The following is a 22,500-nucleotide window of genomic DNA, read 5'->3' as shown; positions in this document are numbered from 1 at the left end:
TGTTGCTATCAGAAGCAACTTTTATATAATATCACAAATACATATTATATGTCAAATACTTTTTTTAAAGCATTTCCAGTGATTAAGCTAACCAATCTGGCGACTTTTTATATATTATCACCCTTTATATATGAAGTCAATACTTTTTAATAGTATTTTATCTTTATTCCCAAACCCTGTTTTTAATTAATAAAATCAGCTCACAAATAAAAGAGATTAACTATAAATCCTCACAAAGCTTTCTCTCCTTTGTTCTGAATTTAGATAATCTCCTTTTCGAGTATCATTATACGTTTTAATTATATAATATATAATTGAATCGCTACTAATGCTGCTACTCCTGGAATCCCCAATATTCCTGATACGGTGGAGGTTGCAAAATTAATTGGCACATGTATACCATATTGATTACCGACCGTATTTAGGAAAAATAAAAATAACGCACCTATCATAATTTTTATAATACCTTGTCCAATCATTCTAAGTGGTTTTATTGGTGTACCGACTACTAACAACAAAATAACCAACCCAATGACAATAGATATAATAACAACCGGGCTCACTGTCCATCCTCCCTTATTATGCTTGTATTTATAAATATGTATCATTTCCATAAATAAGACCTAGGATGGACAACTTTTCATTTTAATTAGCACTTTTCAGCCATGTGCTTATTCACTATCAAAGTTAAAAAGATCGATGTAAAAATAAAAGAACCGAATAAAAGATTCTGATATGCTCCCCATTAGGTAGACTGATTTAAAAAATACAATCTGTTATATAATGGGGAGCAGTTCATTCTTCACTCGGCCTGCTTATTATTTCAATAAATTTATTTTTCTTTGTTTTGCTTCTTTAAATAAGAAAAAATACTTTGCCTCTGATAATTTAGCTCCACTAATTACTTCATCGGAAGGATCAAAACTCTTATCTAACAAACTTTTATCATTTAACCATTCTTTTTTAAATGACTAAATTGAACTAATAGCTTCTCATCAAATTCCTTCCTTAACTTTCCTTTTTTTCGAAAGAACATCCGCTAGCCCTCCTGTACCTTACACTTCTCTTCGACCTTCTAACGCTTTAGATAGTGTAACCTCATCTGCATATTCTAAATCTCCACCTACCGGCAAACCATGAGCAATTCTTGTGATTTTAATACCTGATGGTTTGAGCAGACGAGAAATATACATAGCTGTCGCTTCTCCTTCTATATTCGGGTTTGTTGCCATAATAACTTCTTGGGCCTCATCATCCTGCAATCTCTTTATCAAAGAAGGTACATTGATATCTTCTGGTCCAATCCCATCCATCGGAGAAATAGCCCCGTGGAGAACATGATAAAGTCCGTTATATTCTTTCATTTTTTCCATTGCAATGACATCTTTTGGATCTTGTACTACACATATAATACTTCGATCTCTTCTACTATCTTCACAGATATAGCATGGATCTTGATCTGTAATATGACCACATACAGAACAATAAGTTAGGTTTCTTTTCGCATTAACTAATGCTTTCGCAAAATCCAGCACGGTATCTTCCTTCATATTTAATACAAAAAAAGCCAGTCTAGAGGCCGTTTTAGGCCCAATGCCTGGCAATTTCATAAAGCTGTCAATTAGCTTTGATATAGGTTCAGGATAGTGCATAATCTCCCCCCTTAAAACATTCCAGGAAGGTTTAATCCTTTTGTAAACTGACCCATTGTAGAATTTGTTAATTCATCCGCTTTTTTCAAAGCATCATTTGTTGCTGCTAAAACTAAATCTTGCAACATTTCTACATCTTCTGGATCTACAACCTCTTCCTTAATAATCACATCAATAATTTCTTTATGACCAGATACAACAACAGTTACCATTCCGCCGCCTGCTGTTCCTTCAATCTTTTCTTCACCAAGCTGTTCTTGCGCCTCTGCCATTTTCTTTTGCATCTTTTGCATTTGTTTCATCATATTTTGCATATTTCCCATTCCACGCATATATACTACCTCCAATTTATAGTTTCCATTGGTTTTTACATAATAGATTACTTACATATATAACCAATAGGTTCGAAATTAATCCTTCACTTCTAATAATTCTTCACCAAATAATTTTATCGCTTCTGATACAACGGGGTTATCTTGCCGCTCTTCACCGTCTCCTTCTTCAGAAGCTTCTAGGTGCTGGGAGCTATTGAGAAATTCTTCTCTAATGTTGAGCCATTGCTCTTCAGGGACTCCTAATAAATTATACCTTTTTCCAAGGAGTTGATACAAAGAATTAGTGATTGTCTCTATAAATTTAACATTATCTAACGCCATTTGACAGTGGATTTCATATTTAAATTTAATAATAATGGAATCCGTTGATGCAGCAACTGGTTCTGCTTCATTCAACAATGCAGCTTGCGATCTCATTTGGTTTTGCACAAGAGTATTCAGCATAGCTCCCCAATTACTCTTTATACTTTGCAATTCTTGCTTTGTTGCATTTTTTAGTGTTTCTGTTATTTTCCCTAAAGGTGCTTGAAATCCTTTTCTATTTGTTCTTGTTTTTTTCTGTGTTGGCTGCGTTTCTGCGACTACAGTAACACCTTTTTGCTTAATATTCGCCAATTCTTCTTCTAAAGAAGATACCTTACTCAGCAAAGATTGTATTTCTGGAATGTTTACATTAGATTGCCCAGATATGTTTGGTGCTTCCAACTGACATAATTTCACAATGGCTACTTCTAAAAAGATTCTCGGATGGTTTGTCCAGCGCATATCTTGCTGTGTTCTATTCAGCAAATTTATAAGCTCATAAATTTGTTCATGTGTATGTGTTTCTGCAAGATCTTTAAAATCATCATCCAATAAAACCCTTTCTAAGGATTCCTCTAAATTAGGAGCCGTTTTATAAAGTAGCATATCGCGATAGAAAAAGATGAAATCTTCAATAAAACGATTAGAGTCCTTCCCAGCAAGAAGTAATTCATCTAAAGATTGGAGCCCTCTTACCGTATCTCCATCTAAAATAGCTCTCGACAATGTATTTAAAAAGTTTTGTGAAACAGCACCCGTCACTGTCAAAGCATCTTCAACCGTAACTACTTCATTACTATAAGAAATCGCTTGATCTAGTAAACTTAAAGCATCACGCATTCCACCATCTGCTGCTCTTGCAATCATTTGTAATGCTTTTTCCTCACAAGAGATCGCTGATTCATCCATAATCAATCTCATTCGATTGACAATCGCTTGCGATGTAATTCGTCTAAAATCAAACCGCTGACATCTTGAAATAATGGTTAAAGGAATTTTGTGAGGCTCAGTAGTGGCTAAAATAAAGATTACATGTTTAGGGGGTTCCTCCAATGTTTTTAAAAGCGCATTAAACGCTCCAATTGACAGCATATGAACTTCATCAATAATATATACTTTGTAAGGTACAGAGCTAGGAGCAAATTTCACCTTATCTCTTATATCCCTTATTTCTTCTACTCCATTATTGGAAGCAGCATCTATTTCAATTACATCAGGGATAGTACCATCTGTAATTCCTCTACATGCATCACATTCATTACAAGGTTCACTAATTGGTGCTCTCTCACAGTTAACTGCTTTCGCTAATATTTTCGCTGCACTTGTTTTCCCTGTCCCTCTCGGCCCAGAGAACAGGTAAGCATGAGAGATTTTTTGTTGAAGAAGGGCATTTTGCAATGTCTTTGTTACGTGTTCCTGCCCTACTACATCAATAAACTGTTGAGGACGCCAAACCCGATATAAAGCTTGATAGTTCATAGTACCCTCCATTTTTTATTTTCTTTTTTATTATAGCTTATCCGTTTATATTTTTACATCCATAATAGCATACATAAAGACATGGAAATAGTTATTCTCTTCGAAAAAGAGAATAACTATTTCCAAACAAAAGGAATGCAGCCATTCCCTTTAACTTACAAAAAAACTCATCCACATAGGATGAGTTTTGTATGTATAATTATAACTGCCGTGCACCTTTCATCGACTGGCACCCATAAGCGTTACTTAAGTAGTTAGCTCGGTCCAGGTAACCCTGCGGCACATGGGGGTGTCCACTTAATGCTGCTTCCTTCCGGACCTGACATGGTTCATGGATTCCCATTGCGCAGGACCCGGACGTCAACACCACTTACTTAAGGCAGACCCTACAGGATACCAGCCTCAGAAAGGAATTCAGCCTCGCTAGAGCGGATTGCGAGTACAGGGCACCGCTACCTCCCCGCTTAGCACGACAAAATTGATACCAAAATATTAGGTGTCCTAAGACACACTCTTAGTATACTGATAATGGACGGAAAAATCAACATAAAGCATTTGTTAATTATTGTAAGAATCCAAAACACTTGTCTTCCGTTCCTTTTTCTTCTTCCTTCGGTTTCTTATTTCGCGAAAAAAAGAAGTTAATAACTGTCCACACTCTTCTGCTAATACACCCGTAATTACTTCACTTTGGTGGTTAAATCGGTCATCTTGAAGTAAATTCATAAAAGTACCAGCACATCCTCCCTTTGGATCCGCTGCACCATAAACCACCCTTGGAATTCGTGACAGCAGGATAGCTCCAGAACACATAGCACAGGGCTCTAGCGTAACATAAAGCGTGGCTTCCTCTAGTCTCCATGTTCCTAATACTTCACACGCCTTCTCAATAGCAAGCAATTCAGCATGAGCAATGGCAGATTGGTCTGTTTCTCTTAAATTATGTGCTCTAGCAATTACTTCCCCTCTATAAGCAACAACTGCACCAATCGGCACTTCTCCTATTTCCGCAGCCTTCTTTGCTTCCTCTATAGCTATTTTCATAAATAATTGATCTTGGTTTATTTCCATAATTACAGCCCACCTATATATAAACACAAAATTTGTAATGAAAATCCTTCTTTTACTTAAACTAAGAAAATCAATTCTATTTTCCAACTAACCCATGCTGGAAGTTAGTTTATCTTCCAGCACACTAGCTAATTTTTTATTCTACCATCTTACATAGAAAAGGAGAACCATATGGAATCATCTGACACAGCACTCTTAATTATTGATATGATAAATGACTTTCGTTTTGTGCATGGAAATATTTTAGCAGAAAAAACATTAATAATTGCAGAGCATATTCAACTGCTTAAAAAACAATGCAAAAAAGAAAAAATACCGATTATTTATATCAACGACCATTATAATCTATGGCAAGCTGAATTGAATAAAGTAATTGATTATTGTAGAAATGAAAAAAGTGAACCTATTATTGATAAAATCAGACCAGATGATACCGACTATTTTTTAATCAAACCAAGACATTCTGCCTTTTATGGCACAGCTTTATATACCCTACTTCATCAATTGCAGGTTAAAAACCTTATCCTTACCGGAATTGCCGGAAATATTTGCGTTTTATTTACTGCTAATGATGCCTATATGCGAGAGTACCCGCTTCTTATTCCAGATAATTGTATTGCTTCTGTTGATAATGAAGATAATCAATATGCTATTCGCATGATGAAAAATGTCATGAATGCAAAAATATTTACATTCAATGAAAATACAATCATTTCTGCTCTTTCTTCCTCATAAACTGTAATAATGTATCCTGTCAGGAGGGAAGAATATGCAAATTCACGTTGTCCGTAATAATCAAACATTAACAGGCATTGCAGCTGCATACGGTACTACGGTTAATGATATAGTAGAAGCGAATGATCTACCAAATCCAGACCGATTAGTAATAGGGCAAGCACTCGTTATCCCTATTATCGGTAGCTTTTATTGGGTTCAATATGGAGATACGCTTTGGTCTATTGCTCAACGGTTCAGGTTGAATTATGAACAATTAGCTTCTATCAACTCTATTGCTGTTAACCAACCTTTACAAGTTGGTTTACGTTTATATATTCCCGAGAGGCCGCAAAGACCGGTCGAGTCTAACGCATATGTAGAACCACGGGGTACATATGTCGCACCTAATCTTGAGGAAAGTGCACGAGAAGCAGCTCCTTATTTAACCTACCTTGCACCGTTTAGTTTTCAAGCATTACGAGATGGCGGTTTAAAAGAACCACTTCTTAATAATTTCCCTGAAATTGCCCAGAGAAATAATAATGTACTTATGATGGTTATTACGAATCAAGAAAATGATCAATTCAGTGATGAGCTCGGACGAATCCTATTAAATGAGGAAACCATTCAAAATAACTTCCTCCATAATATTGTGACGACCGCAAAGAAATATGGATTTCAGGATATCCATTTTGATTTTGAATATTTACGCCCGGAGGATCGGGAAGCCTATAATCGTTTTCTCCGTAGAGCGAAAAATCGTTTTTCCCAAGAGGGTTGGCTAATATCTACTGCTTTAGCTCCAAAAACTAGCGCTACTCAAAAAGGAAAATGGTATGAAGCACATGATTACAGAGCACACGGAGAAATTGTCGATTTTGTCGTTATCATGACTTATGAATGGGGGTATAGCGGAGGGCCCGCTATGGCTGTTTCTCCTATTGGACCAGTTAGAGATGTTTTAGAATATGCCATCACGGAGATGCCTCCCTCTAAAATTATGATGGGGCAAAATTTATATGGTTATGATTGGACTCTTCCCTTTGTCGAAGGAACAGTAGCAAAAGCACTTAGCCCTCAAGCAGCCATTCAACTTGCAGCTGATTATAATGCGGAGATACTATATGATCAAAAAGCACAGGCTCCCTATTTTAAATACACAGACAGTGAAGGCAGGCTGCATGAAGTGTGGTTTGAGGATGCTCGTTCTATTCAAGCAAAATTCAATTTAATCAAAGAGTTGGATTTAAGAGGAATTAGTTATTGGAAATTAGGTTTAGCCTTTCCCCAAAACTGGCTTTTACTTGCCGATAATTTTCACATAACAAAAAGAACATAGTCAACTTATTTTCACTTAAAAAACCTGTATGATTCGGCTCAACACCTGTAACACCAAGCAGACTAATTGCAGTATATTGATAAAAAAAGGAAAGATCTTATCAAATAGCTCTTTCCTTTTTTAACCCTATCCAATCAATCTCGCATAAATGGATTTTGCTACACTTATCTCTGATGTTCCATGAATGATCGCACGCCCATCTTCAAAAAGAATCACCCGATAATCATCATATTGAAAAGACACTAAATAAGGATTGGCAATTAAGTTTTGAACAAGGGCCTTCCATTGCTTTGAAAGCACATAAAGATCCAATCTCTTTGACGTAGCAGGGCGAATATGAACAGCATCTCTCCCACATAACACCGCTGCTTTTGTTTGATTTTGAAAAGACAAATACGGAAAATCTGCTCTTCCTCCGCATGTAGGACACTCAAATTTTTTTAGCTTTTCGACATTCATTTCCGCATATTCCATTTTCCAAATATCAAAAGAACGTAGTACCGGCAATAACTTTTCACCAGAAAGAATTTGTATGGCTTGCGATACTTGCATAGCAGCAACCCACTGAACAATAGGACTGATAACCCCTGCGGTATCACAGGTTATTTCCTGGGAAGGGAGCTGTTCAATTAAACAATGAAGACATGGCGCATTCTCCCCTGCGACTGGATAGGAAAGCCCATAGCTTCCTACACATGCCCCAAAAAGAAATGGTATTTTCAGCTTAATCGCAGCATCATTTATGACTAATCTTGTTTCAAAATTATCGGTACCATCTATTAGAATAGAAGCACCCTCTATAAATTTTTCGATTGTATGACAGTTTATATCCTCCACCACTGCCTCTATAAGCGTATGACTGCTAATATCCTTTAATCTCCTTTTTGCCGCAACAGCTTTAGGGAGTTTATCGGCTGCATCCTCTTCCGTATAGAGCTGTTGCCTTTGCAAATTGCTCTCTTCTACGTAATCACGATCGATAATAGTCAGTCTTCCTATTCCTGCTCTTACCAGCATCTCAGAACTAGCTGATCCTAAGGCTCCTGCCCCTAAAATAACAGCATGACTAGCTTCAATATTTCTTTGTCCCTCTTTACCAATAAATAATTCCTGCTTTAAAAAACGACTAGTCAAGATGGAATCATCCCCGCAATCGGACTACTTGCAACACCATAATTCTTCTCGATTATTCTCCCTGCTTCATACCCCAATCTTCCAGCTTCTATAGCTAATTTCATCGCCTGAGCCATTTTAACTGGATCAGATGCATTAGAAACCGCTGTATTTAAAAGTACCCCATCTGCGCCAAGTTCCATTGCATATGCTGTGTCCTTTGGCGAGCCAATTCCTGCATCCACAATAACAGGTACATTACTTTGCTCGATAATAAATTGTAAATTTAGCGGATTGATAATTCCTTTTCCTGACCCAATGGGGGAAGCACCTGGCATAATAGCATGTACACCTAACTGTTCTAACCGTTTTGCCAGCACAACATCATCAGAGGTATAAGGCAACACAATGAATCCCTCTTCTAATAATTGTTCAGATGCCCTCAAAGTTTCTATCGGATCCGGCAGCAGCGACTTATCACAACCGATTACTTCTACTTTAATCATGTCACATAGTCCAGATGCCTTTGCGAGTTTAGCAATTCTTACCGCTTCTTCTGCAGTCTTCGCTCCCGCAGTATTCGGAAGGAGAGTATAACGCTTTAAATCCAGCTGTTCCAAGAAATTAGGCTGTGATTTTTCAAATATATTCATCCTGCGTACCGCAAAGGTTAGAATCTCACTTTCTGATACTTCTACCGCTTTTTTTTGTATTTCAAATGATGGGTATTTTCCTGTCCCAAGTAACAAACGAGACCGAAAGGTACGATTTGCTATTGTTAACATTTTCATCCTCCTCCAACAAAGTGAATTAGTTCTACTCTATCGCTTTCTTTTAATACATGTGTTTGGTACTGTTCTTTTTGCAAAATATCCCGATTTATTTCTACTATGACAATACGATTATTTAATTCAAAAAAGTGTAGGAGATCCTCTACCGTAACAACCTCTTTAGGCAGCTGTTGTTCCTTACCATTCAATTGTATATTCAATTACTCCCCTCCCCATCAGACTAAAATACGTCGCTCAACTTTAAAGGCATCTAGCCATTCGCTTTTTACAGGCATACCCAATATTAAATCTCTAATCATCTTTCCTGTTATAGGAGCTAAAAGAATTCCATTTCTTTGGTGTCCAGTTGCAAAATACAAGCCTTTCATTTCTGGATGCTCACCTATAAATGGATAACCATCATACGTTTGTGGTCTTAGGCCAGCCCACGCTCTCTTCCACTTCATCCTTCCAACTTCTGGTATCATTTCCTTTGCTTTTTGTATAACTTCCTCTATCCCATCAAGGGAAGGTTCCTCACTCCATTCATTCCATTTTTTCGTTGCTCCAATAATGAACTCCTGATTATTTCTTGGTACAATGTAAAATTGATTATGAAATACGGAATATTGCAAGGGAAATCCTTCATTTTCTACAGATACACATTCTCCCTTAACCGGGGTAATTTCGTGTGATAACCCTAATTGCTGAAAGAAGTAATTGCTCCATACTCCACTTGCAATGACTACATTTTCTGCGAAAAAAGCACCTTGCGACGTTTTTATGACATAATCTATCCCTTTCTTTTTGACTCCTAATACACGGGTATATTCATAAACTTCTGCTCCGAATAGCTGCGCTCCTTTACTTAAACCATTACATGCTATCAATGGGGTGATATGTACATCCTCTTTCAAAAATGCTGCTCCGAAGATAGCGCTAGAAAGCTGGGGAACCATTTTCCTTGCTAGTTCAGCATCCAGCCATTCCACGGATGATAGGGCCAAAATAGGTTCTAGTTCCCCTTTTTCTTCCTCTGAATAAGCAAGCTTTAATAAACCGCCATTTCTTTTCTCAAAATCAATAGCAGTAAGCTCCCTTATCTCCTCATAAAGCTCCTTATATAAAAGCTGACTACTTCTTGCAAATGGATAAAGTTGCTTAAACTCTTTATATTCAGAGTGAGCGCCAAGCATCCCAGCTGCTGCGCTTGTTGATTTCCCACCTATTGTATTTGCTTCTAATATGGCGACCTTCCTGTTTTCTTTTGCTAAATAGTAAGCAATAGAACTACCAATAATTCCTCCACCTACAATAACGACATCAAATTTTTTGGATTCCACACTCTTCACATCTTTCCCTTAGTCGTTGTACTGCTTTTAATGGCTGAGACGCTGAAAATATAGCAGACATAATCGCTACTCCATCTACACCTAAACTTGCTAATTTACCGACTCGTTCTTCAGTTATTCCACCTATAGCATAAATAGGAATAGTTAGATCTCTCTTTATATCAGTGATCGATGGCAACGCGATAGGTATCTTTCCTTTTTTACTGTCAGTCGGAAAACAATGGCCATATATCACATAATCAGCCCGAGCATTTTCTGCTATGATTGCTTCCTGTTGACTATGAACAGATACACCTATAGATAATGTTGGATAAATATTTTTTACTGGTTGAATAGGTAATCCATTGCCTGGTAAATGCACATGTCTTAAAGAGAGCAATGCTGCAACGTCTAGGCGGTCATTTATGATTATTTTCTGAGCCGGTACCCCTTCCTTAAGCAGCCTCTCACCAAGTAAATAAATTTCTTTTGGGCTTTTTGCTTTCTCTCTAATTTGCACATAATCCACATATGGGTGAATTTCTAATAATATGGAGGAGAGTCTTTCAAAGGAATGTTTATTATCTGTTACAGCCATTATCTTCATTTCATCATCTCCCAACTATTAATTCAGCATTTAAATATTAAATTTTAAAAAGAAAACACAAAAAACCACTTTCCCAAGCAGAAAGTGGTTAATAAATTACACCTAATGAAAAAAGACCATTAGGCACACATATTTAAAGGTATCCACTTTCCTACGCAGGTACGAACCTGTTCAGGTTTTAAGGGTTTAAAAGTAACTACTTTATTCTCAGCCCTTATCAAGGGATCCCCTAGTGTGATTCAATTATAAACTTTACCCATATAATACCATAGACTGATAATTTAGCAATAATAAAATTCTCAATTTTTCCACTTTTAAAGTTCGCCTAAAATCTAAAATATTTTTTTTAGGAAAAAACAAGCATATGTCCACATTCTCTTCCATGTGTTAAAATGACTCTTGTACTATTTTTATTACCTACTAAAAGAAGCAATCATTAGAAAAGCTGTTGTCGGATGATAGCCATTATTTTTGCAGCCTAAAAAAGTTCGCTTCTCAAAATAAAAGAACTGGAGGGACAAGTGTGAATAGTATCCCTTTTATTACAGTAGAAGGACCTATCGGAGTGGGAAAAACTTCTTTAGCTAAATTGCTCTCAGAGTATTTTCAATACGAACTTCTTAAGGAGATTGTAGAGGAAAATCCCTTTCTCGGAAAATTTTATGAAAACATTGATGAATGGAGTTTTCAAACAGAAATGTTTTTCTTATGTAATCGATTTAAGCAATTAAACGATACAAGAGACCATTACTTAAATAAAAACATACCTGTAGTTGCAGATTATCATATATTAAAAAATCTCATTTTCGCAAAAAGATCCTTGCAGGATAGTGATTTAGACAAATATATTCGAATATATGACGTGTTAACAGAAGACCTGCCGATGCCGAATATTATTATTTATTTACATGCAAGTTTAGATACACTTATGGCACGAATCAAAAAGAGAGATAGAGACATCGAAAAAAATATTAGTCCTCTTTATCTAGAACAACTAGCATCTGATTACGATGTTGTCATGAATGACTTCAAAAAGAATAACCCACAGATCCCAGTATTAGATTTCAATGGAGATACATTGGATTTTATTCAAAACAAACAAGACTTAGTAAAAATTATAGACGCAATAAAAGAAACTTTAAATATAGGAGCCTTTAATCATGAATCTACGAACAAAATATAATATTCCGAGTAATTCTGTTATTACAATTGCTGGGACAGTTGGCGTAGGAAAATCTACCTTAACAAATGCATTAGCAGATGCCTTGCAATTTCGGACTTCCTTTGAGAAAGTCGACACAAACCCATATCTTGATAAATTTTATCACGATTTCAGCCGCTGGAGTTTTCATCTGCAAGTATATTTTTTAGCAGAACGATTTAAAGAACAAAAGAGAATCTTTGAGTATGGCGGCGGATTTATTCAAGATCGTTCCATTTATGAGGATACCGGTATATTTGCAAGAATGCATTACGAAAAAGGAACCATGTCGGAAGTAGATTACGAAACATATACGAGTCTTTTTGAAGCGATGGTTATGACTCCTTACTTCCCCCATCCAGACCTTTTAATATACCTAGAAGGCTCTCTCGAGGACATTTTACAGCGTATTGATCGAAGAGGCCGCGAAATGGAAAAGCAAACGCCAATTGATTATTGGAAAGAGATGCATGGAAGATATGAGAAATGGATTGATTCTTTCTCCGCATGTCCAGTTCTTCGTCTAAATATTAACGAATATGATGCAATTGCTGGCAGCCAATCTATCGAACCTATAATAGAAAAAATAGGTACTATTCTTCAACATAAAAACTATAGCAAAAAAGCGTAGAAGGACTTTCCACGTTTTCCTTTTACAGCCAGACATTCACTAGAAAGCCTGGCTGTAAGGGAAAACAAAGGAAAATCCTTTTTATTTATTCATTCAATGATTTTATTTTACTAACTTTATAAAAAAAGCTTATAAAACATAAAAAACCTGCTACCGTAGTAGCAGGTCACATATATCTCCAAATATTATGCGCAATGTAAAATATAAAATCATGGAGGAGGAAAGGGGATTCGAACCCCTGCGCGGTTTGACCCGCCTGTCGGTTTTCAAGACCGATCCCTTCAGCCGGACTTGGGTATTCCTCCATCAGACAAATAATAATATATCATCTATTATTTCATAAGTCAACTATATTTTTCATTTTTTTATTTTTTATTTTCTAATAAAGGAGCTAGGAAAAATAGTTGACCTCCAAAGAATATACAATCCCTCTAAAGAGGTCAACCCTTTTTAACTGTTTGCCCTATTATTCAGGGGCAATTACTTCTCTATTTCTCATATATGGTCGTAGTACTTCAGGAATTACCACACTGCCGTCAGCTTGCTGATAATTCTCTAAAATCGCAGCAACTGTTCTTCCGATAGCAAGACCAGATCCGTTTAATGTATGCACATGCTCCGGTTTTCCTTTAGGCTCTCTACGGAAACGAATATTAGCTCTTCTTGCTTGAAATGCTTCAAAATTACTGCAAGAAGAAATTTCACGGTACATATTGTAGCTTGGAATCCATACCTCTACATCATATTTCTTGGCGGCTGTAAACCCTAAATCACCTGTACACATGCTCAATACACGGTATGGTAAACCTAGAAGCTGTAATACCTTTTCGGCATTTTTTGTTAAAGATTCTAACTCTTCATAAGAATCCTCTGGCTTAACAAATTTAACTAGCTCAACTTTATTAAATTGATGCTGTCTAATTAATCCCCTAGTATCTCTTCCAGCAGATCCTGCTTCTGAACGGAAGTTTGCACTAAATGCAGCATACTTGATTGGTAATTGATCTCCATCCAGTATTTCATCTCTATGCAAGTTCGTTACTGGTACTTCAGAAGTTGGAATTAAGAAATAATCTTCTTTTTCTATTAAGAAAGCATCTTCCTCAAACTTAGGTAATTGGCCAGTTCCTGTTAAGCTAGCTCTATTTACTAAGAATGGGGGGATAATTTCTTTATAGCCATGTTCCTCTGTATGCAAATCAAGCATGAAATTAAATAACGCTCTTTCTAGTTTTGCCCCTAATCCTTTATAAAATACAAAGCGGCTTCCTGTCACCTTCGCTGCTCGTTCAAAATCAAGTAAATCTAAATCTGTTGCAACATCCCAGTGAGGCTTTGGTTCAAAATCAAATTTTCTAATTTCGCCCCATTTTCTAATTTCAACATTATCATCTTCCGTATCTCCTACTGGAACACTTTCATGAGGGAGATTTGGAATACCAAGCATGATTGTTTGTAATCTTTCTTCTACATCGCGGAGCTCGTTATCATATTCTTTAATTTTTTCACCAACTTCTCTCATTTCACTGATAAGAGCTTCTGCATCTTTTTTCTCTCTCTTTAATACAGCAACTTGCTGAGAAACCTCATTTCGTTTACTTTTCAGCTGCTCTGTTTCAACGATTAACTCTCTTCTTCTTACATCCAATGCTTCAAAATTATCAAGCTCTGATAAGTCTTCTCCTCGATGCTGTAACTGACTTTTTACAAAATCAAAATTAGCACGAACAAATTTGATATCTAACATTACTATTCCTCCTATGTTTTATTTCTACATGCAATCTACTGTTACACACCCTGTGACCTTAATCTTTTTTGCAAATAAAAAACTCCCATCCCCAAAAGGGACGAGAGTTACCCGCGTTGCCACCCTAGTTAAAAGCATAAAACTGCTTTTCACCTTAAAGATCATAACGGTTTTTAGCCGAAAACAATTACTTGCAGCATATGCGTTCCTTGTTTTTACTCTAGGATGGATTCGCAGGCTTTATTCACCGATTCGCACCAACCATCGGCTCTCTTTAAAGAATAAGTAACCTGTTACTATTTCCTATCATAGTAGATTCCATATATTAGTTGCATTTATCTTACTATAATTATTTCCGAAATTCAACAGCTTATGCAAATAAGTGTTGCTTCGCTTCTATCGCCATTTTAATAAAATAACCAGTTAAGCGATGATCCTCCGTTAACTCAGGATGGAAAGAACATCCCAAGAACTGAGCTTCCCGTGCTGCTACAATACGATCATTATGTTTAGCTAAAACCTCAACATTTTCACCAACACTAACAATATGTGGTGCTCGGATAAATACAGCAGTAAAATCCTCCGCGACCCCAGCAATATCTAGGTTGGCCTCAAAGCTCTCCTTTTGTCTCCCAAAGGAATTACGCTCCACTTGTACATCCATTACACCAATATGAGGCTTATCATAGCCTTTAATGGAGTTTGCTAATAAGATTAACCCTGCGCATGTCCCAAACATTGGTTTCCCTGTCTTAGCAAATGCCTGCAGCGCCTCCATAAGTTCATATTTATCAATCAGTCGTCGCATGGTTGTACTTTCTCCACCAGGGATAATAAGACCGTCTATGTCATCCAATTGTTCTACTTTCTTTACGACAATCGCTTCTGCATTATTTGCTTCAATTGCATTAACATGTTCTCTAACTGCACCTTGTAAACCAAGGACCCCTATTTTTATATTTACCGTTGCGCTCATCTTACCAACCACGCTCTTGCATACGAGCTTCTGGTGCTAAACTAGATATTTCAATTCCTTTCATTGCTGTTCCAAGGTTTTTAGAAATTTCCGCAATCAACTCATAATCTTGATAATGAGTAGTGGCTTCTACTATTGCTCTAGCAAATTTTGCAGGATTATCTGATTTAAAAATACCAGAACCGACAAATACACCATCGGCACCTAATTGCATCATTAAAGCTGCATCAGCAGGCGTTGCAACACCACCAGCAGCGAAGTTGACAACCGGCAGGCGACCTAGTCTCTTAATTTCTAAAAGAAGCTCATATGGAGCTCCTAAGATCTTCGCTTCTGTCATTAATTCATCTTCATTCATGTAAGCAACTTTACGGACTTGCGCATTTACTTTTCTAATGTGACGGACTGCTTCCACAATATTTCCCGTTCCTGGTTCCCCTTTTGTACGAAGCATAGAAGCACCTTCGCCGATACGTCTTGCTGCTTCTCCAAGGTCACGACAACCACATACAAATGGAACAGTATATTCATTTTTATTTAAATGAAACTCTTCATCTGCTGGAGTTAGAACTTCACTCTCATCAATATAATCCACACCCATAGCTTCAAGCACTCTTGCTTCGACAATATGACCAATACGCGCCTTTGCCATTACAGGGATTGTTACAGCATTCATTACTTCCTCTACAATTGTAGGATCAGCCATTCTAGCAACTCCGCCAGCTGCACGAATATCGGAAGGAACACGTTCAAGAGCCATAACAGCTACCGCCCCTGCTTCCTCTGCAATCTTGGCCTGTTCTGCGTTGATAACATCCATGATTACTCCGCCTTTTTGCATTTCAGCCATTCCACGTTTTACTCTATCAGTCCCAGTTTTCATTGTTTGCCCCCTGTAAAGTATCTTTTTCAATTTTAATTATCTTAATCTTTCGAATAAAATTATTATTCCCTACTGAAAATAAACAATAAAAAAGAGCTTCTGTCAATACAGAAGCTCTTTTTCTTTCAATTTCCATAATGTATGCGATTTATCTAGTTAATTATTGTTCTTGGCTATTTAAATCGTTTTTAATTAAAACCAGCCTTTTACTGTATCAGAAACACTTCCCCATACATTCGCGAAGAATGAACCAATTCCACGCATTGCCAAAACAAACCAATTTGCCTTTTCAACTGTTTCGTTTGCCACTAAATCTACTTGTGCTTTCTCTTTTCCGTCATTTGTTAGGAATGGCACATCTTTTCCGTCTTTCGTTTGCACTGTTACATAGCCAACCTTATCTCCTTTTTTAATTGGAGCTGTTAGTTCGCCATCTTTATTTAATTTCTTCTCATCTAATACAACCTTGGCAACATAGTTTTCTTTCTCATTGTTTTTGATTACTAAGTTAACGGCATCTTTTGTTCCAATGCTTACTTTATCTTCTTTTCCTTTTATAACATCAATCGTTTTATTTTTTGCATCTACGTAATTTGCTGGAAGTACCTCTTCAGTAGAAAAATTATTAAAAGCAAAGTCTAAAACTTTTCTTGCTTCTGCAAAACGAGAATTCTTTGTTTCACTTTTCATAATAACGACGATATATCGATGATCCCCTTTTTTTGCAGTAGCGGTAACATTAAATTTAGCATAATCAGTAGAACCTGTTTTTAATCCATCTACACCCTCATATCCATAAATTAGAGAAGGAATTAACCAGTTAAAGTTTTTATATTCTCTTCCATCTCTAAACTTTAAGCTCGGCATACCAGATGTTTCTAGTATTTCTGGAAAATCATTGATTAAACGATATGCTAGCTTGGCAACAGCCTTAGCTGACATTTTGTTTTCATCTTTTTCAGTTCCAGCTGGGATATTCCCCAATAAATCACTGTTATTTAAACCGGAAGAGTTAACAAATTCGAAATCTTTTAATCCTAATTCCTCGGCTTTTTTATTCATTACACTAATATAATTTTTCTCTGTACCAGCAATTAATTCTGCCAATGCAACAGTAGCTGCATTTCCTGAATGGATTGCCATTGCTTCATACAATTCTTTAACTGTATACTCTTCTCCTTCAGTTAACCCTACATTGGATAACTCCGGAGCTCCAGATAATCTGTGAATATAATTATTTATTTTTACCTTTTGATCCCAAGAAATTTTCCCGTTCTTTATCGATTCCAGAACAATATATTCTGTCATCATTTTTGACATGGAGGCAACTCCAAGGAGTTCATCTGTATTTTTTTCATATAATATTTCCCCGGTATTAGCATCTACCAGTATAGCTGCTCCTGCATTTAATCCTAGTTCGTCCTTTTCAGCAGCATTTGCTTGATAGGGTAGAACCGTTGATAGTGTACTTAAGAATAGTACAGCAATGATGAATGACACCGTCCACTTTTTTACTTGTTTCAATATTAAAACCTCCAAAACTATTTTATCTATTAATCTATCTTTATTTTTTAAGTTAATTATTTCCCTTGTACAGTTTAACATAAAAAAAATAAAAAAAATAGACAGTGACATCATTCACTGTCTAAAGTAAATTAAGGAAACTTTCCATAAACTAATATGGCACTAGCTTTGTTTATGAAAGGGAATAGTTTGGTGCTTCTTTTGTAATTTGAACATCATGTGGATGACTTTCTCTTAAGCCAGCACCTGTCATTTTTACAAATTGTGCATTTTCTCTTAATTCATATAAATCTTTTGTTCCACAATATCCCATACCTGAACGGATACCGCCTACTAATTGGTAAATAGTATCGGAAAGTGGTCCTTTATAAGGAAGTCTGCCCTCAATTCCTTCCGGAACAAACTTTTTATTATCTTCTTGGAAATAGCGATCCTTTGATCCCTTTTCCATTGCAGCAACAGAGCCCATTCCTCTATATACTTTAAATCTTCTGCCTTGGAAAATCTCTGTTTCCCCAGGGCTTTCAGAAACACCTGCAAGTAAACTACCTAACATCACCGCATGTCCACCTGCAGCCAAAGCTTTTACAATATCACCAGAGTATTTAATTCCTCCATCTGCAATAATTGATTTACCATGCTTTCTTGCCTCGGTAGCACAGTCATAAACTGCTGTAATTTGAGGAACACCTACACCAGCAACTACACGTGTTGTACAAATGGAACCAGGTCCAATTCCTACTTTCACAATGTCTGCTCCAGCTTCGATTAAAGCTCGTGTTCCTTCTGCTGTAGCTACATTACCAGCAATAATAGTTAAATCAGGGTATGCATTCCTAATATCTCTGACACCCTCTAGCACACCTTGTGAATGGCCATGAGCAGTATCAATGACAACTACATCGACATTAGATTTAACAAGCAGTTCAACCCGTTTTAATGCATCGTTTGTTACACCAACTGCAGCCCCAACTAATAATCTTCCTTGAGAATCTTTTGCTGAATGCGGAAATTCAATTACTTTTTCTATATCTTTAATGGTGATTAATCCCTTTAATACACCCTCTTCATCGATTAAAGGTAATTTTTCAATCTTGTATCGTTGTAAGATTTTTTCTGCTTCCTCTAACGTAGTTCCTACAGGAGCCGTTACTAAATTTTCTTTCGTCATAACATCCGAAATTTTAATGGAAAAGTCTTCAATAAAGCGAAGGTCACGGTTAGTAAGAATACCTACTAGTTTTTGCTCTTCGTTGTTATTAACAATTGGCACACCGGAGATTCTATATTTACCCATTAGATGCTCTGCATCAAATACTTGGTGTTCAGGAGTTAAAAAGAAAGGATCTGTGATTACACCACTTTCTGAGCGTTTTACTTTATCTACTTGCTCAGCCTGTTGCTCGATGGACATATTTTTATGAATAATACCTAATCCACCTTGTCTAGCAATAGCAATAGCCATTTCTGCTTCTGTTACAGTATCCATTCCTGCACTAATTAGCGGAATGTTTAAATTTAAATTTTTCGCTAATTGTACTTTTAAGCTTACATCACGAGGCAAAACTTCTGATTTAGCTGGAATTAAAAGCACATCATCAAACGTTAATCCTTCTTTAGCAAATTTACTTTCCCACATTTTAACGCCTCCATATTGTTAAAAATATTATTAGTAGGTTATCAATTGGACAAAATACTGTCAAGGTCAGTTTAATATGTTTAACTTTTCAAAAAATTCAAGGAGGCTAACAAATGTCCAAATTCTATAAAGGATGGAGCTCATATAGTTGTTTTTTTTCAGCGGAATATACCCAAGATTTTCTAAAAAAATGCTATCGCAATTTACATATATCTGATATAGACTCTAAAAGTTATCAGAATTGTTATCCCTTTATGTACTTTTTAGAACATGGCAAATTGTATTATCACCAAGCTGCAAATGCTCCAATGAGTATTCAGCCCATTCTTTTATTTTATGGTCTTGTTCATTTAATAAAAGCATGTTTGCTTACGATCGATCCTAATTATCCAAACTCCACCTCTGTTCTTGCACACGGAGTTTCAACAAGAAAACTAAAAAAACAACAGTATTTATTTTTCGAAGATGAAGTAAAGATTCAAAAAAATGGACTTTTCACTTATATGGCTGAAAAAATGTTTGCCTGCAAAAATTTAGAAGGGGAAAAAATAAAAATGGGACATCTTTTAAGTCATATCCCGGAATTATCTAACTTATTTCAAGTATTAGAAGGAAAACCAACCTTTTTTAAAGTACATGATCAAGCAGCTAATAAAATTATTATTTCGAATCAAATATTAGATTTATACTATATGAACATAAATCACTTTAAAAATTACTTAGAAAGGAATCATAGTATACAATTAGAGGAAATAGAAGAGAATAAAAGCGAGTTGACCATTCGCCTGTTAGAACCGCTCAAGCAAGGAAGTTTTATTAAATGGGATAGTAAAGAAGAATCTTATGCCGTTTCTGCTGATAAAGAAAAAACTTGTTTATCCAATGAATTATTAAGCCATTATTTAATCCTATATAACCTTAGTATGATTGCTCGGTATGAAATTGAATGGTGGAGTGAACTATTAAAGACGATGCCAAATAAAGACTATCCCTTTATAGAATCTTTTTTACAAGTTTCCTCAGATAAAGGTCCTGAATTAATTTATCAATTTTTAGAGAATCTAGCCATAAGTTAAGATTTACAACATTTCTGCCCAAGACATATTTGCTCATTAAAAGGCGATTTTTATTTTAAATAAAAAAAGCATCTAACGAATAGATGCTTTTTTCCTTATTGCCTGGCGACGTCCTACTCTCACAGGGGGAGAACCCCCAACTACCATCGGCGCTGAGAAGCTTAACTTCCGTGTTCGGTATGGGAACGGGTGTGACCTTCTCGCTATCGCCACCAGACTTATTTATTTAGAGAATTATTCTCTCAAAACTAAATCATTTAGAAGTATTCCAATTTGCCAAGTAATCATTTTGTCCAGCTCCAACGCCATAAACAGGCATTTCCGCTTTTCATTTTAGTTAAGTCCTCGATCTATTAGTATCAGTCAGCTCCACATGTCGCCACGCTTCCACCTCTGACCTATCAACCTGATCATCTTTCAGGGATCTTACTAGCTTGCGCTATGGGAAATCTCATCTTGAGGGGGGCTTCATGCTTAGATGCTTTCAGCACTTATCCCTTCCGCACATAGCTACCCAGCGATGCCTTTGGCAAGACAACTGGTACACCAGCGGTGCGTCCATCCCGGTCCTCTCGTACTAAGGACAGCTCCTCTCAAATTTCCTACGCCCACGACGGATAGGGACCGAACTGTCTCACGACGTTCTGAACCCAGCTCGCGTACCGCTTTAATGGGCGAACAGCCCAACCCTTGGGACCGACTACAGCCCCAGGATGCGATGAGCCGACATCGAGGTGCCAAACCTCCCCGTCGATGTGGACTCTTGGGGGAGATAAGCCTGTTATCCCCGGGGTAGCTTTTATCCGTTGAGCGATGGCCCTTCCATGCGGAACCACCGGATCACTAAGCCCGACTTTCGTCCCTGCTCGACTTGTAGGTCTCGCAGTCAAGCTCCCTTGTGCCTTTACACTCTACGAATGATTTCCAACCATTCTGAGGGAACCTTTGGGCGCCTCCGTTACTTTTTAGGAGGCGACCGCCCCAGTCAAACTGCCCACCTGACACTGTCTCCCACCCCGATCAGGGGTGCGGGTTAGAATGTCAATACAGCCAGGGTAGTATCCCACCAATGCCTCCACCGAAGCTAGCGCTCCGGCTTCCAAGGCTCCTACCTATCCTGTACAAGCTGTACCAAAATTCAATATCAGGCTGCAGTAAAGCTCCACGGGGTCTTTCCGTCCTGTCGCGGGTAACCTGCATCTTCACAGGTACTATAATTTCACCGAGTCTCTCGTTGAGACAGTGCCCAGATCGTTACACCTTTCGTGCGGGTCGGAACTTACCCGACAAGGAATTTCGCTACCTTAGGACCGTTATAGTTACGGCCGCCGTTTACTGGGGCTTCAATTCAGAGCTTCGCACTAACGTGCTAACCCCTCCTCTTAACCTTCCAGCACCGGGCAGGTGTCAGCCCCTATACTTCGCCTTGCGGCTTCGCAGAGACCTGTGTTTTTGCTAAACAGTCGCCTGGGCCTATTCACTGCGGCTCTCGCAGGCTTGCACCCGCAAGAGCACCCCTTCTCCCGAAGTTACGGGGTCATTTTGCCGAGTTCCTTAACGAGAGTTCTCTCGCTCACCTTAGGATTCTCTCCTCGCCTACCTGTGTCGGTTTGCGGTACGGGCACCCTAAATCTCGCTAGAGGCTTTTCTTGGCAGTGTGGAATCAGGAACTTCGGTACTATATTTCCCTCGCCGTCACAGCTCCGCTTATGTGGTAATGGGATTTGCCTCATTACCAGCCTAACTGCTTGGACGTGCTAATCCAACAGCACGCTTACCCTATCCTCCTGCGTCCCCCCATTGCTCAAACGATTTAAAGGTGGTACAGGAATATCAACCTGTTGTCCATCGCCTACGCTTTTCAGCCTCGGCTTAGGTCCCGACTAACCCTGAGCGGACGAGCCTTCCTCAGGAAACCTTAGGCATTCGGTGGATGAGATTCTCACTCATCTTTCGCTACTCATACCGGCATTCTCACTTCTAAGCGCTCCACCAGTCCTTACGGTCTAGCTTCAACGCCCTTAGAACGCTCTCCTACCACTGACATCAAAGATGTCAATCCACAGCTTCGGTGATACGTTTAGCCCCGGTACATTTTCGGCGCAG

The 22,500-nt window shown here is 37.6% G+C and carries 20 protein-coding genes, 1 tRNA gene, 2 rRNA genes, 1 other RNA gene, 1 pseudogene, 1 riboswitch and 1 other annotated feature (1 of these 27 only partly in view); of the genes and pseudogenes, 5 read left to right on the top strand and 20 right to left on the bottom strand.

Translation table 11 applies throughout. The features are described 5' to 3' along the window. Positions 1-299: 299 nt before the first annotated feature. The 7 genes and pseudogenes from C2I06_RS18900 to tadA all read right to left on the bottom strand — a co-directional run bounded on the left by C2I06_RS18900 (position 300) and on the right by tadA (position 4,840). Positions 300-563, bottom strand: a complete 264-nt coding sequence (locus C2I06_RS18900; protein ID WP_047944838.1) for a pro-sigmaK processing inhibitor BofA family protein — start codon at positions 561-563, stop codon at positions 300-302. Positions 564-818: 255 nt separating this feature from the next. Further along, positions 819-1,036, bottom strand: a pseudogene (locus C2I06_RS18895) (YaaL family protein). A 19-nt stretch (positions 1,037-1,055) separates the two neighbouring features. Continuing rightward, positions 1,056-1,652 (bottom strand): recombination mediator RecR, encoded by a 597-nt coding sequence (gene recR, locus C2I06_RS18890; RefSeq protein WP_016205308.1) that lies wholly within the window; start codon positions 1,650-1,652, stop codon positions 1,056-1,058. An 11-nt stretch (positions 1,653-1,663) separates the two neighbouring features. After that, a complete protein-coding gene (locus tag C2I06_RS18885) occupies positions 1,664-1,984 on the bottom strand; it encodes a YbaB/EbfC family nucleoid-associated protein (protein ID WP_047944843.1) in 321 nt (106 codons plus the stop codon). Positions 1,985-2,062: 78 nt separating this feature from the next. Next, on the bottom strand, positions 2,063-3,769 hold the full coding sequence (dnaX, locus tag C2I06_RS18880) for a DNA polymerase III subunit gamma/tau (RefSeq protein WP_095334359.1): 1,707 nt from the start codon (positions 3,767-3,769) through the stop codon (positions 2,063-2,065). 208 nt (positions 3,770-3,977) lie between these two features. After that, positions 3,978-4,242: signal recognition particle sRNA large type (ffs, locus tag C2I06_RS18875), an RNA gene on the bottom strand. A gap of 85 nt (positions 4,243-4,327) precedes the next feature. Next, positions 4,328-4,840: a tRNA adenosine(34) deaminase TadA gene (gene tadA, locus C2I06_RS18870; RefSeq protein WP_095334358.1), complete on the bottom strand. Its 513-nt coding sequence runs from the start codon at positions 4,838-4,840 to the stop codon at positions 4,328-4,330. A gap of 171 nt (positions 4,841-5,011) precedes the next feature. Between tadA and C2I06_RS18865 the strand changes: the two genes are divergently transcribed. Continuing rightward, positions 5,012-5,575: a cysteine hydrolase family protein gene (locus tag C2I06_RS18865; protein ID WP_123258658.1), complete on the top strand. Its 564-nt coding sequence runs from the start codon at positions 5,012-5,014 to the stop codon at positions 5,573-5,575. Between the two features lie 34 nt (positions 5,576-5,609). Next, entirely contained in the window at positions 5,610-6,896 is a 1,287-nt protein-coding gene (locus tag C2I06_RS18860; protein WP_123258657.1) for a glycosyl hydrolase family 18 protein, read from the top strand. A 126-nt stretch (positions 6,897-7,022) separates the two neighbouring features. Here C2I06_RS18860 and C2I06_RS18855 read toward each other — a convergent pair whose 3' ends face one another. The 5 genes from C2I06_RS18855 to C2I06_RS18835 are packed head-to-tail and all read right to left on the bottom strand — an operon-like array spanning position 7,023 to position 10,717. After that, positions 7,023-8,030, bottom strand: a complete 1,008-nt coding sequence (locus tag C2I06_RS18855; RefSeq protein WP_095334355.1) for a ThiF family adenylyltransferase — start codon at positions 8,028-8,030, stop codon at positions 7,023-7,025. Further along, positions 8,027-8,800, bottom strand: a complete 774-nt coding sequence (locus tag C2I06_RS18850) for a thiazole synthase (protein ID WP_123258656.1) — start codon at positions 8,798-8,800, stop codon at positions 8,027-8,029. Before C2I06_RS18850 ends, C2I06_RS18855 begins: the two co-directional genes overlap by 4 nt. Beyond that, the gene (gene thiS, locus C2I06_RS18845; protein ID WP_095334353.1) at positions 8,797-9,000 is read right to left on the bottom strand and encodes a sulfur carrier protein ThiS; all 204 of its coding nucleotides are present in this window, start codon (positions 8,998-9,000) and stop codon (positions 8,797-8,799) included. Before thiS ends, C2I06_RS18850 begins: the two co-directional genes overlap by 4 nt. A gap of 15 nt (positions 9,001-9,015) precedes the next feature. After that, positions 9,016-10,122 (bottom strand): glycine oxidase ThiO, encoded by a 1,107-nt coding sequence (gene thiO / locus C2I06_RS18840; RefSeq protein ID WP_095334352.1) that lies wholly within the window; start codon positions 10,120-10,122, stop codon positions 9,016-9,018. After that, complete coding sequence (locus tag C2I06_RS18835; protein ID WP_095334351.1) at positions 10,103-10,717, bottom strand: thiamine phosphate synthase; 615 nt, start codon at positions 10,715-10,717, stop codon at positions 10,103-10,105. The genes thiO and C2I06_RS18835 overlap by 20 nt, the downstream gene beginning before the upstream one ends. Before the next feature lie 131 nt (positions 10,718-10,848). Continuing rightward, positions 10,849-10,958, bottom strand: a riboswitch (TPP riboswitch). A gap of 282 nt (positions 10,959-11,240) precedes the next feature. Between C2I06_RS18835 and C2I06_RS18830 the strand changes: the two genes are divergently transcribed. Both C2I06_RS18830 and C2I06_RS18825 read left to right on the top strand, forming a co-directional pair. Beyond that, a complete protein-coding gene (locus C2I06_RS18830; RefSeq protein WP_095334350.1) occupies positions 11,241-11,900 on the top strand; it encodes a deoxynucleoside kinase in 660 nt (219 codons plus the stop codon). Next, positions 11,878-12,549 (top strand): deoxynucleoside kinase, encoded by a 672-nt coding sequence (locus C2I06_RS18825; RefSeq protein WP_061801295.1) that lies wholly within the window; start codon positions 11,878-11,880, stop codon positions 12,547-12,549. Before C2I06_RS18830 ends, C2I06_RS18825 begins: the two co-directional genes overlap by 23 nt. A 212-nt stretch (positions 12,550-12,761) precedes the next feature. Here C2I06_RS18825 and C2I06_RS18820 read toward each other — a convergent pair. The 6 genes from C2I06_RS18820 to guaB all read right to left on the bottom strand — a co-directional run bounded on the left by C2I06_RS18820 (position 12,762) and on the right by guaB (position 19,318). Then, positions 12,762-12,854, bottom strand: a tRNA-Ser gene (locus tag C2I06_RS18820). A gap of 161 nt (positions 12,855-13,015) precedes the next feature. After that, on the bottom strand, positions 13,016-14,296 hold the full coding sequence (gene serS, locus C2I06_RS18815) for a serine--tRNA ligase (protein ID WP_095334349.1): 1,281 nt from the start codon (positions 14,294-14,296) through the stop codon (positions 13,016-13,018). Positions 14,297-14,389: 93 nt separating this feature from the next. Beyond that, positions 14,390-14,615 (bottom strand) — a binding site (T-box leader). A 51-nt stretch (positions 14,616-14,666) separates the two neighbouring features. After that, positions 14,667-15,272, bottom strand: coding sequence for a pyridoxal 5'-phosphate synthase glutaminase subunit PdxT (gene pdxT, locus C2I06_RS18810; RefSeq protein ID WP_123258655.1), 606 nt, complete (start codon positions 15,270-15,272; stop codon positions 14,667-14,669). Between the two features lies 1 nt (position 15,273). Continuing rightward, positions 15,274-16,155 carry a pyridoxal 5'-phosphate synthase lyase subunit PdxS gene (gene pdxS, locus C2I06_RS18805; RefSeq protein ID WP_123258654.1) on the bottom strand — a complete coding sequence of 294 codons (882 nt, stop codon included), beginning with the start codon at positions 16,153-16,155 and terminating at the stop codon, positions 15,274-15,276. Positions 16,156-16,347: 192 nt separating this feature from the next. Beyond that, positions 16,348-17,679 (bottom strand): D-alanyl-D-alanine carboxypeptidase family protein, encoded by a 1,332-nt coding sequence (locus C2I06_RS18800; protein WP_095334346.1) that lies wholly within the window; start codon positions 17,677-17,679, stop codon positions 16,348-16,350. 172 nt (positions 17,680-17,851) lie between these two features. After that, positions 17,852-19,318, bottom strand: coding sequence for an IMP dehydrogenase (gene guaB / locus C2I06_RS18795; protein WP_095334345.1), 1,467 nt, complete (start codon positions 19,316-19,318; stop codon positions 17,852-17,854). A 113-nt stretch (positions 19,319-19,431) separates the two neighbouring features. Between guaB and C2I06_RS18790 the strand changes: the two genes are divergently transcribed. After that, entirely contained in the window at positions 19,432-20,394 is a 963-nt protein-coding gene (locus C2I06_RS18790) for a YaaC family protein (RefSeq protein ID WP_123258653.1), read from the top strand. Between the two features lie 100 nt (positions 20,395-20,494). On the opposite strand, the gene rrf is transcribed toward C2I06_RS18790, so the two are convergent. Beyond that, a 5S ribosomal RNA gene (rrf, locus tag C2I06_RS18785) occupies positions 20,495-20,611 on the bottom strand. A gap of 116 nt (positions 20,612-20,727) precedes the next feature. Then, positions 20,728-22,500 (bottom strand): 23S ribosomal RNA (locus C2I06_RS18780) (it continues 1,163 nt past the right edge of the window).

This window comes from Niallia circulans (assembly GCF_003726095.1).
Taxonomy (GTDB): domain Bacteria; phylum Bacillota; class Bacilli; order Bacillales; family Cytobacillaceae; genus Niallia; species Niallia circulans_A.
The sequence above is the reverse complement of the archived record's forward strand: the minus strand, read 5'-3'. Positions and strand labels throughout refer to the sequence as shown.

What these genes read in the sequence shown, in the direction of transcription:
- dnaX (WP_095334359.1), bottom strand. Translation starts at nt 3,769, where the DNA reads ATGAACTATCAAGCTTTATATCGGGTTTGGCGTCCTCAACAGTTTATT.
- tadA (WP_095334358.1), bottom strand. Translation starts at nt 4,840, where the DNA reads ATGGAAATAAACCAAGATCAATTATTTATGAAAATAGCTATAGAGGAA.
- C2I06_RS18790 (WP_123258653.1), top strand. Translation starts at nt 19,432, where the DNA reads ATGTCCAAATTCTATAAAGGATGGAGCTCATATAGTTGTTTTTTTTCA.
- pdxS (WP_123258654.1), bottom strand. Translation starts at nt 16,155, where the DNA reads ATGAAAACTGGGACTGATAGAGTAAAACGTGGAATGGCTGAAATGCAA.
- C2I06_RS18865 (WP_123258658.1), top strand. Translation starts at nt 5,012, where the DNA reads ATGGAATCATCTGACACAGCACTCTTAATTATTGATATGATAAATGAC.
- C2I06_RS18825 (WP_061801295.1), top strand. Translation starts at nt 11,878, where the DNA reads ATGAATCTACGAACAAAATATAATATTCCGAGTAATTCTGTTATTACA.
- C2I06_RS18860 (WP_123258657.1), top strand. Translation starts at nt 5,610, where the DNA reads ATGCAAATTCACGTTGTCCGTAATAATCAAACATTAACAGGCATTGCA.
- serS (WP_095334349.1), bottom strand. Translation starts at nt 14,296, where the DNA reads ATGTTAGATATCAAATTTGTTCGTGCTAATTTTGATTTTGTAAAAAGT.
- pdxT (WP_123258655.1), bottom strand. Translation starts at nt 15,272, where the DNA reads ATGAGCGCAACGGTAAATATAAAAATAGGGGTCCTTGGTTTACAAGGT.
- C2I06_RS18885 (WP_047944843.1), bottom strand. Translation starts at nt 1,984, where the DNA reads ATGCGTGGAATGGGAAATATGCAAAATATGATGAAACAAATGCAAAAG.
- guaB (WP_095334345.1), bottom strand. Translation starts at nt 19,318, where the DNA reads ATGTGGGAAAGTAAATTTGCTAAAGAAGGATTAACGTTTGATGATGTG.
- C2I06_RS18850 (WP_123258656.1), bottom strand. Translation starts at nt 8,800, where the DNA reads ATGAAAATGTTAACAATAGCAAATCGTACCTTTCGGTCTCGTTTGTTA.
- C2I06_RS18835 (WP_095334351.1), bottom strand. Translation starts at nt 10,717, where the DNA reads ATGAAGATAATGGCTGTAACAGATAATAAACATTCCTTTGAAAGACTC.
- recR (WP_016205308.1), bottom strand. Translation starts at nt 1,652, where the DNA reads ATGCACTATCCTGAACCTATATCAAAGCTAATTGACAGCTTTATGAAA.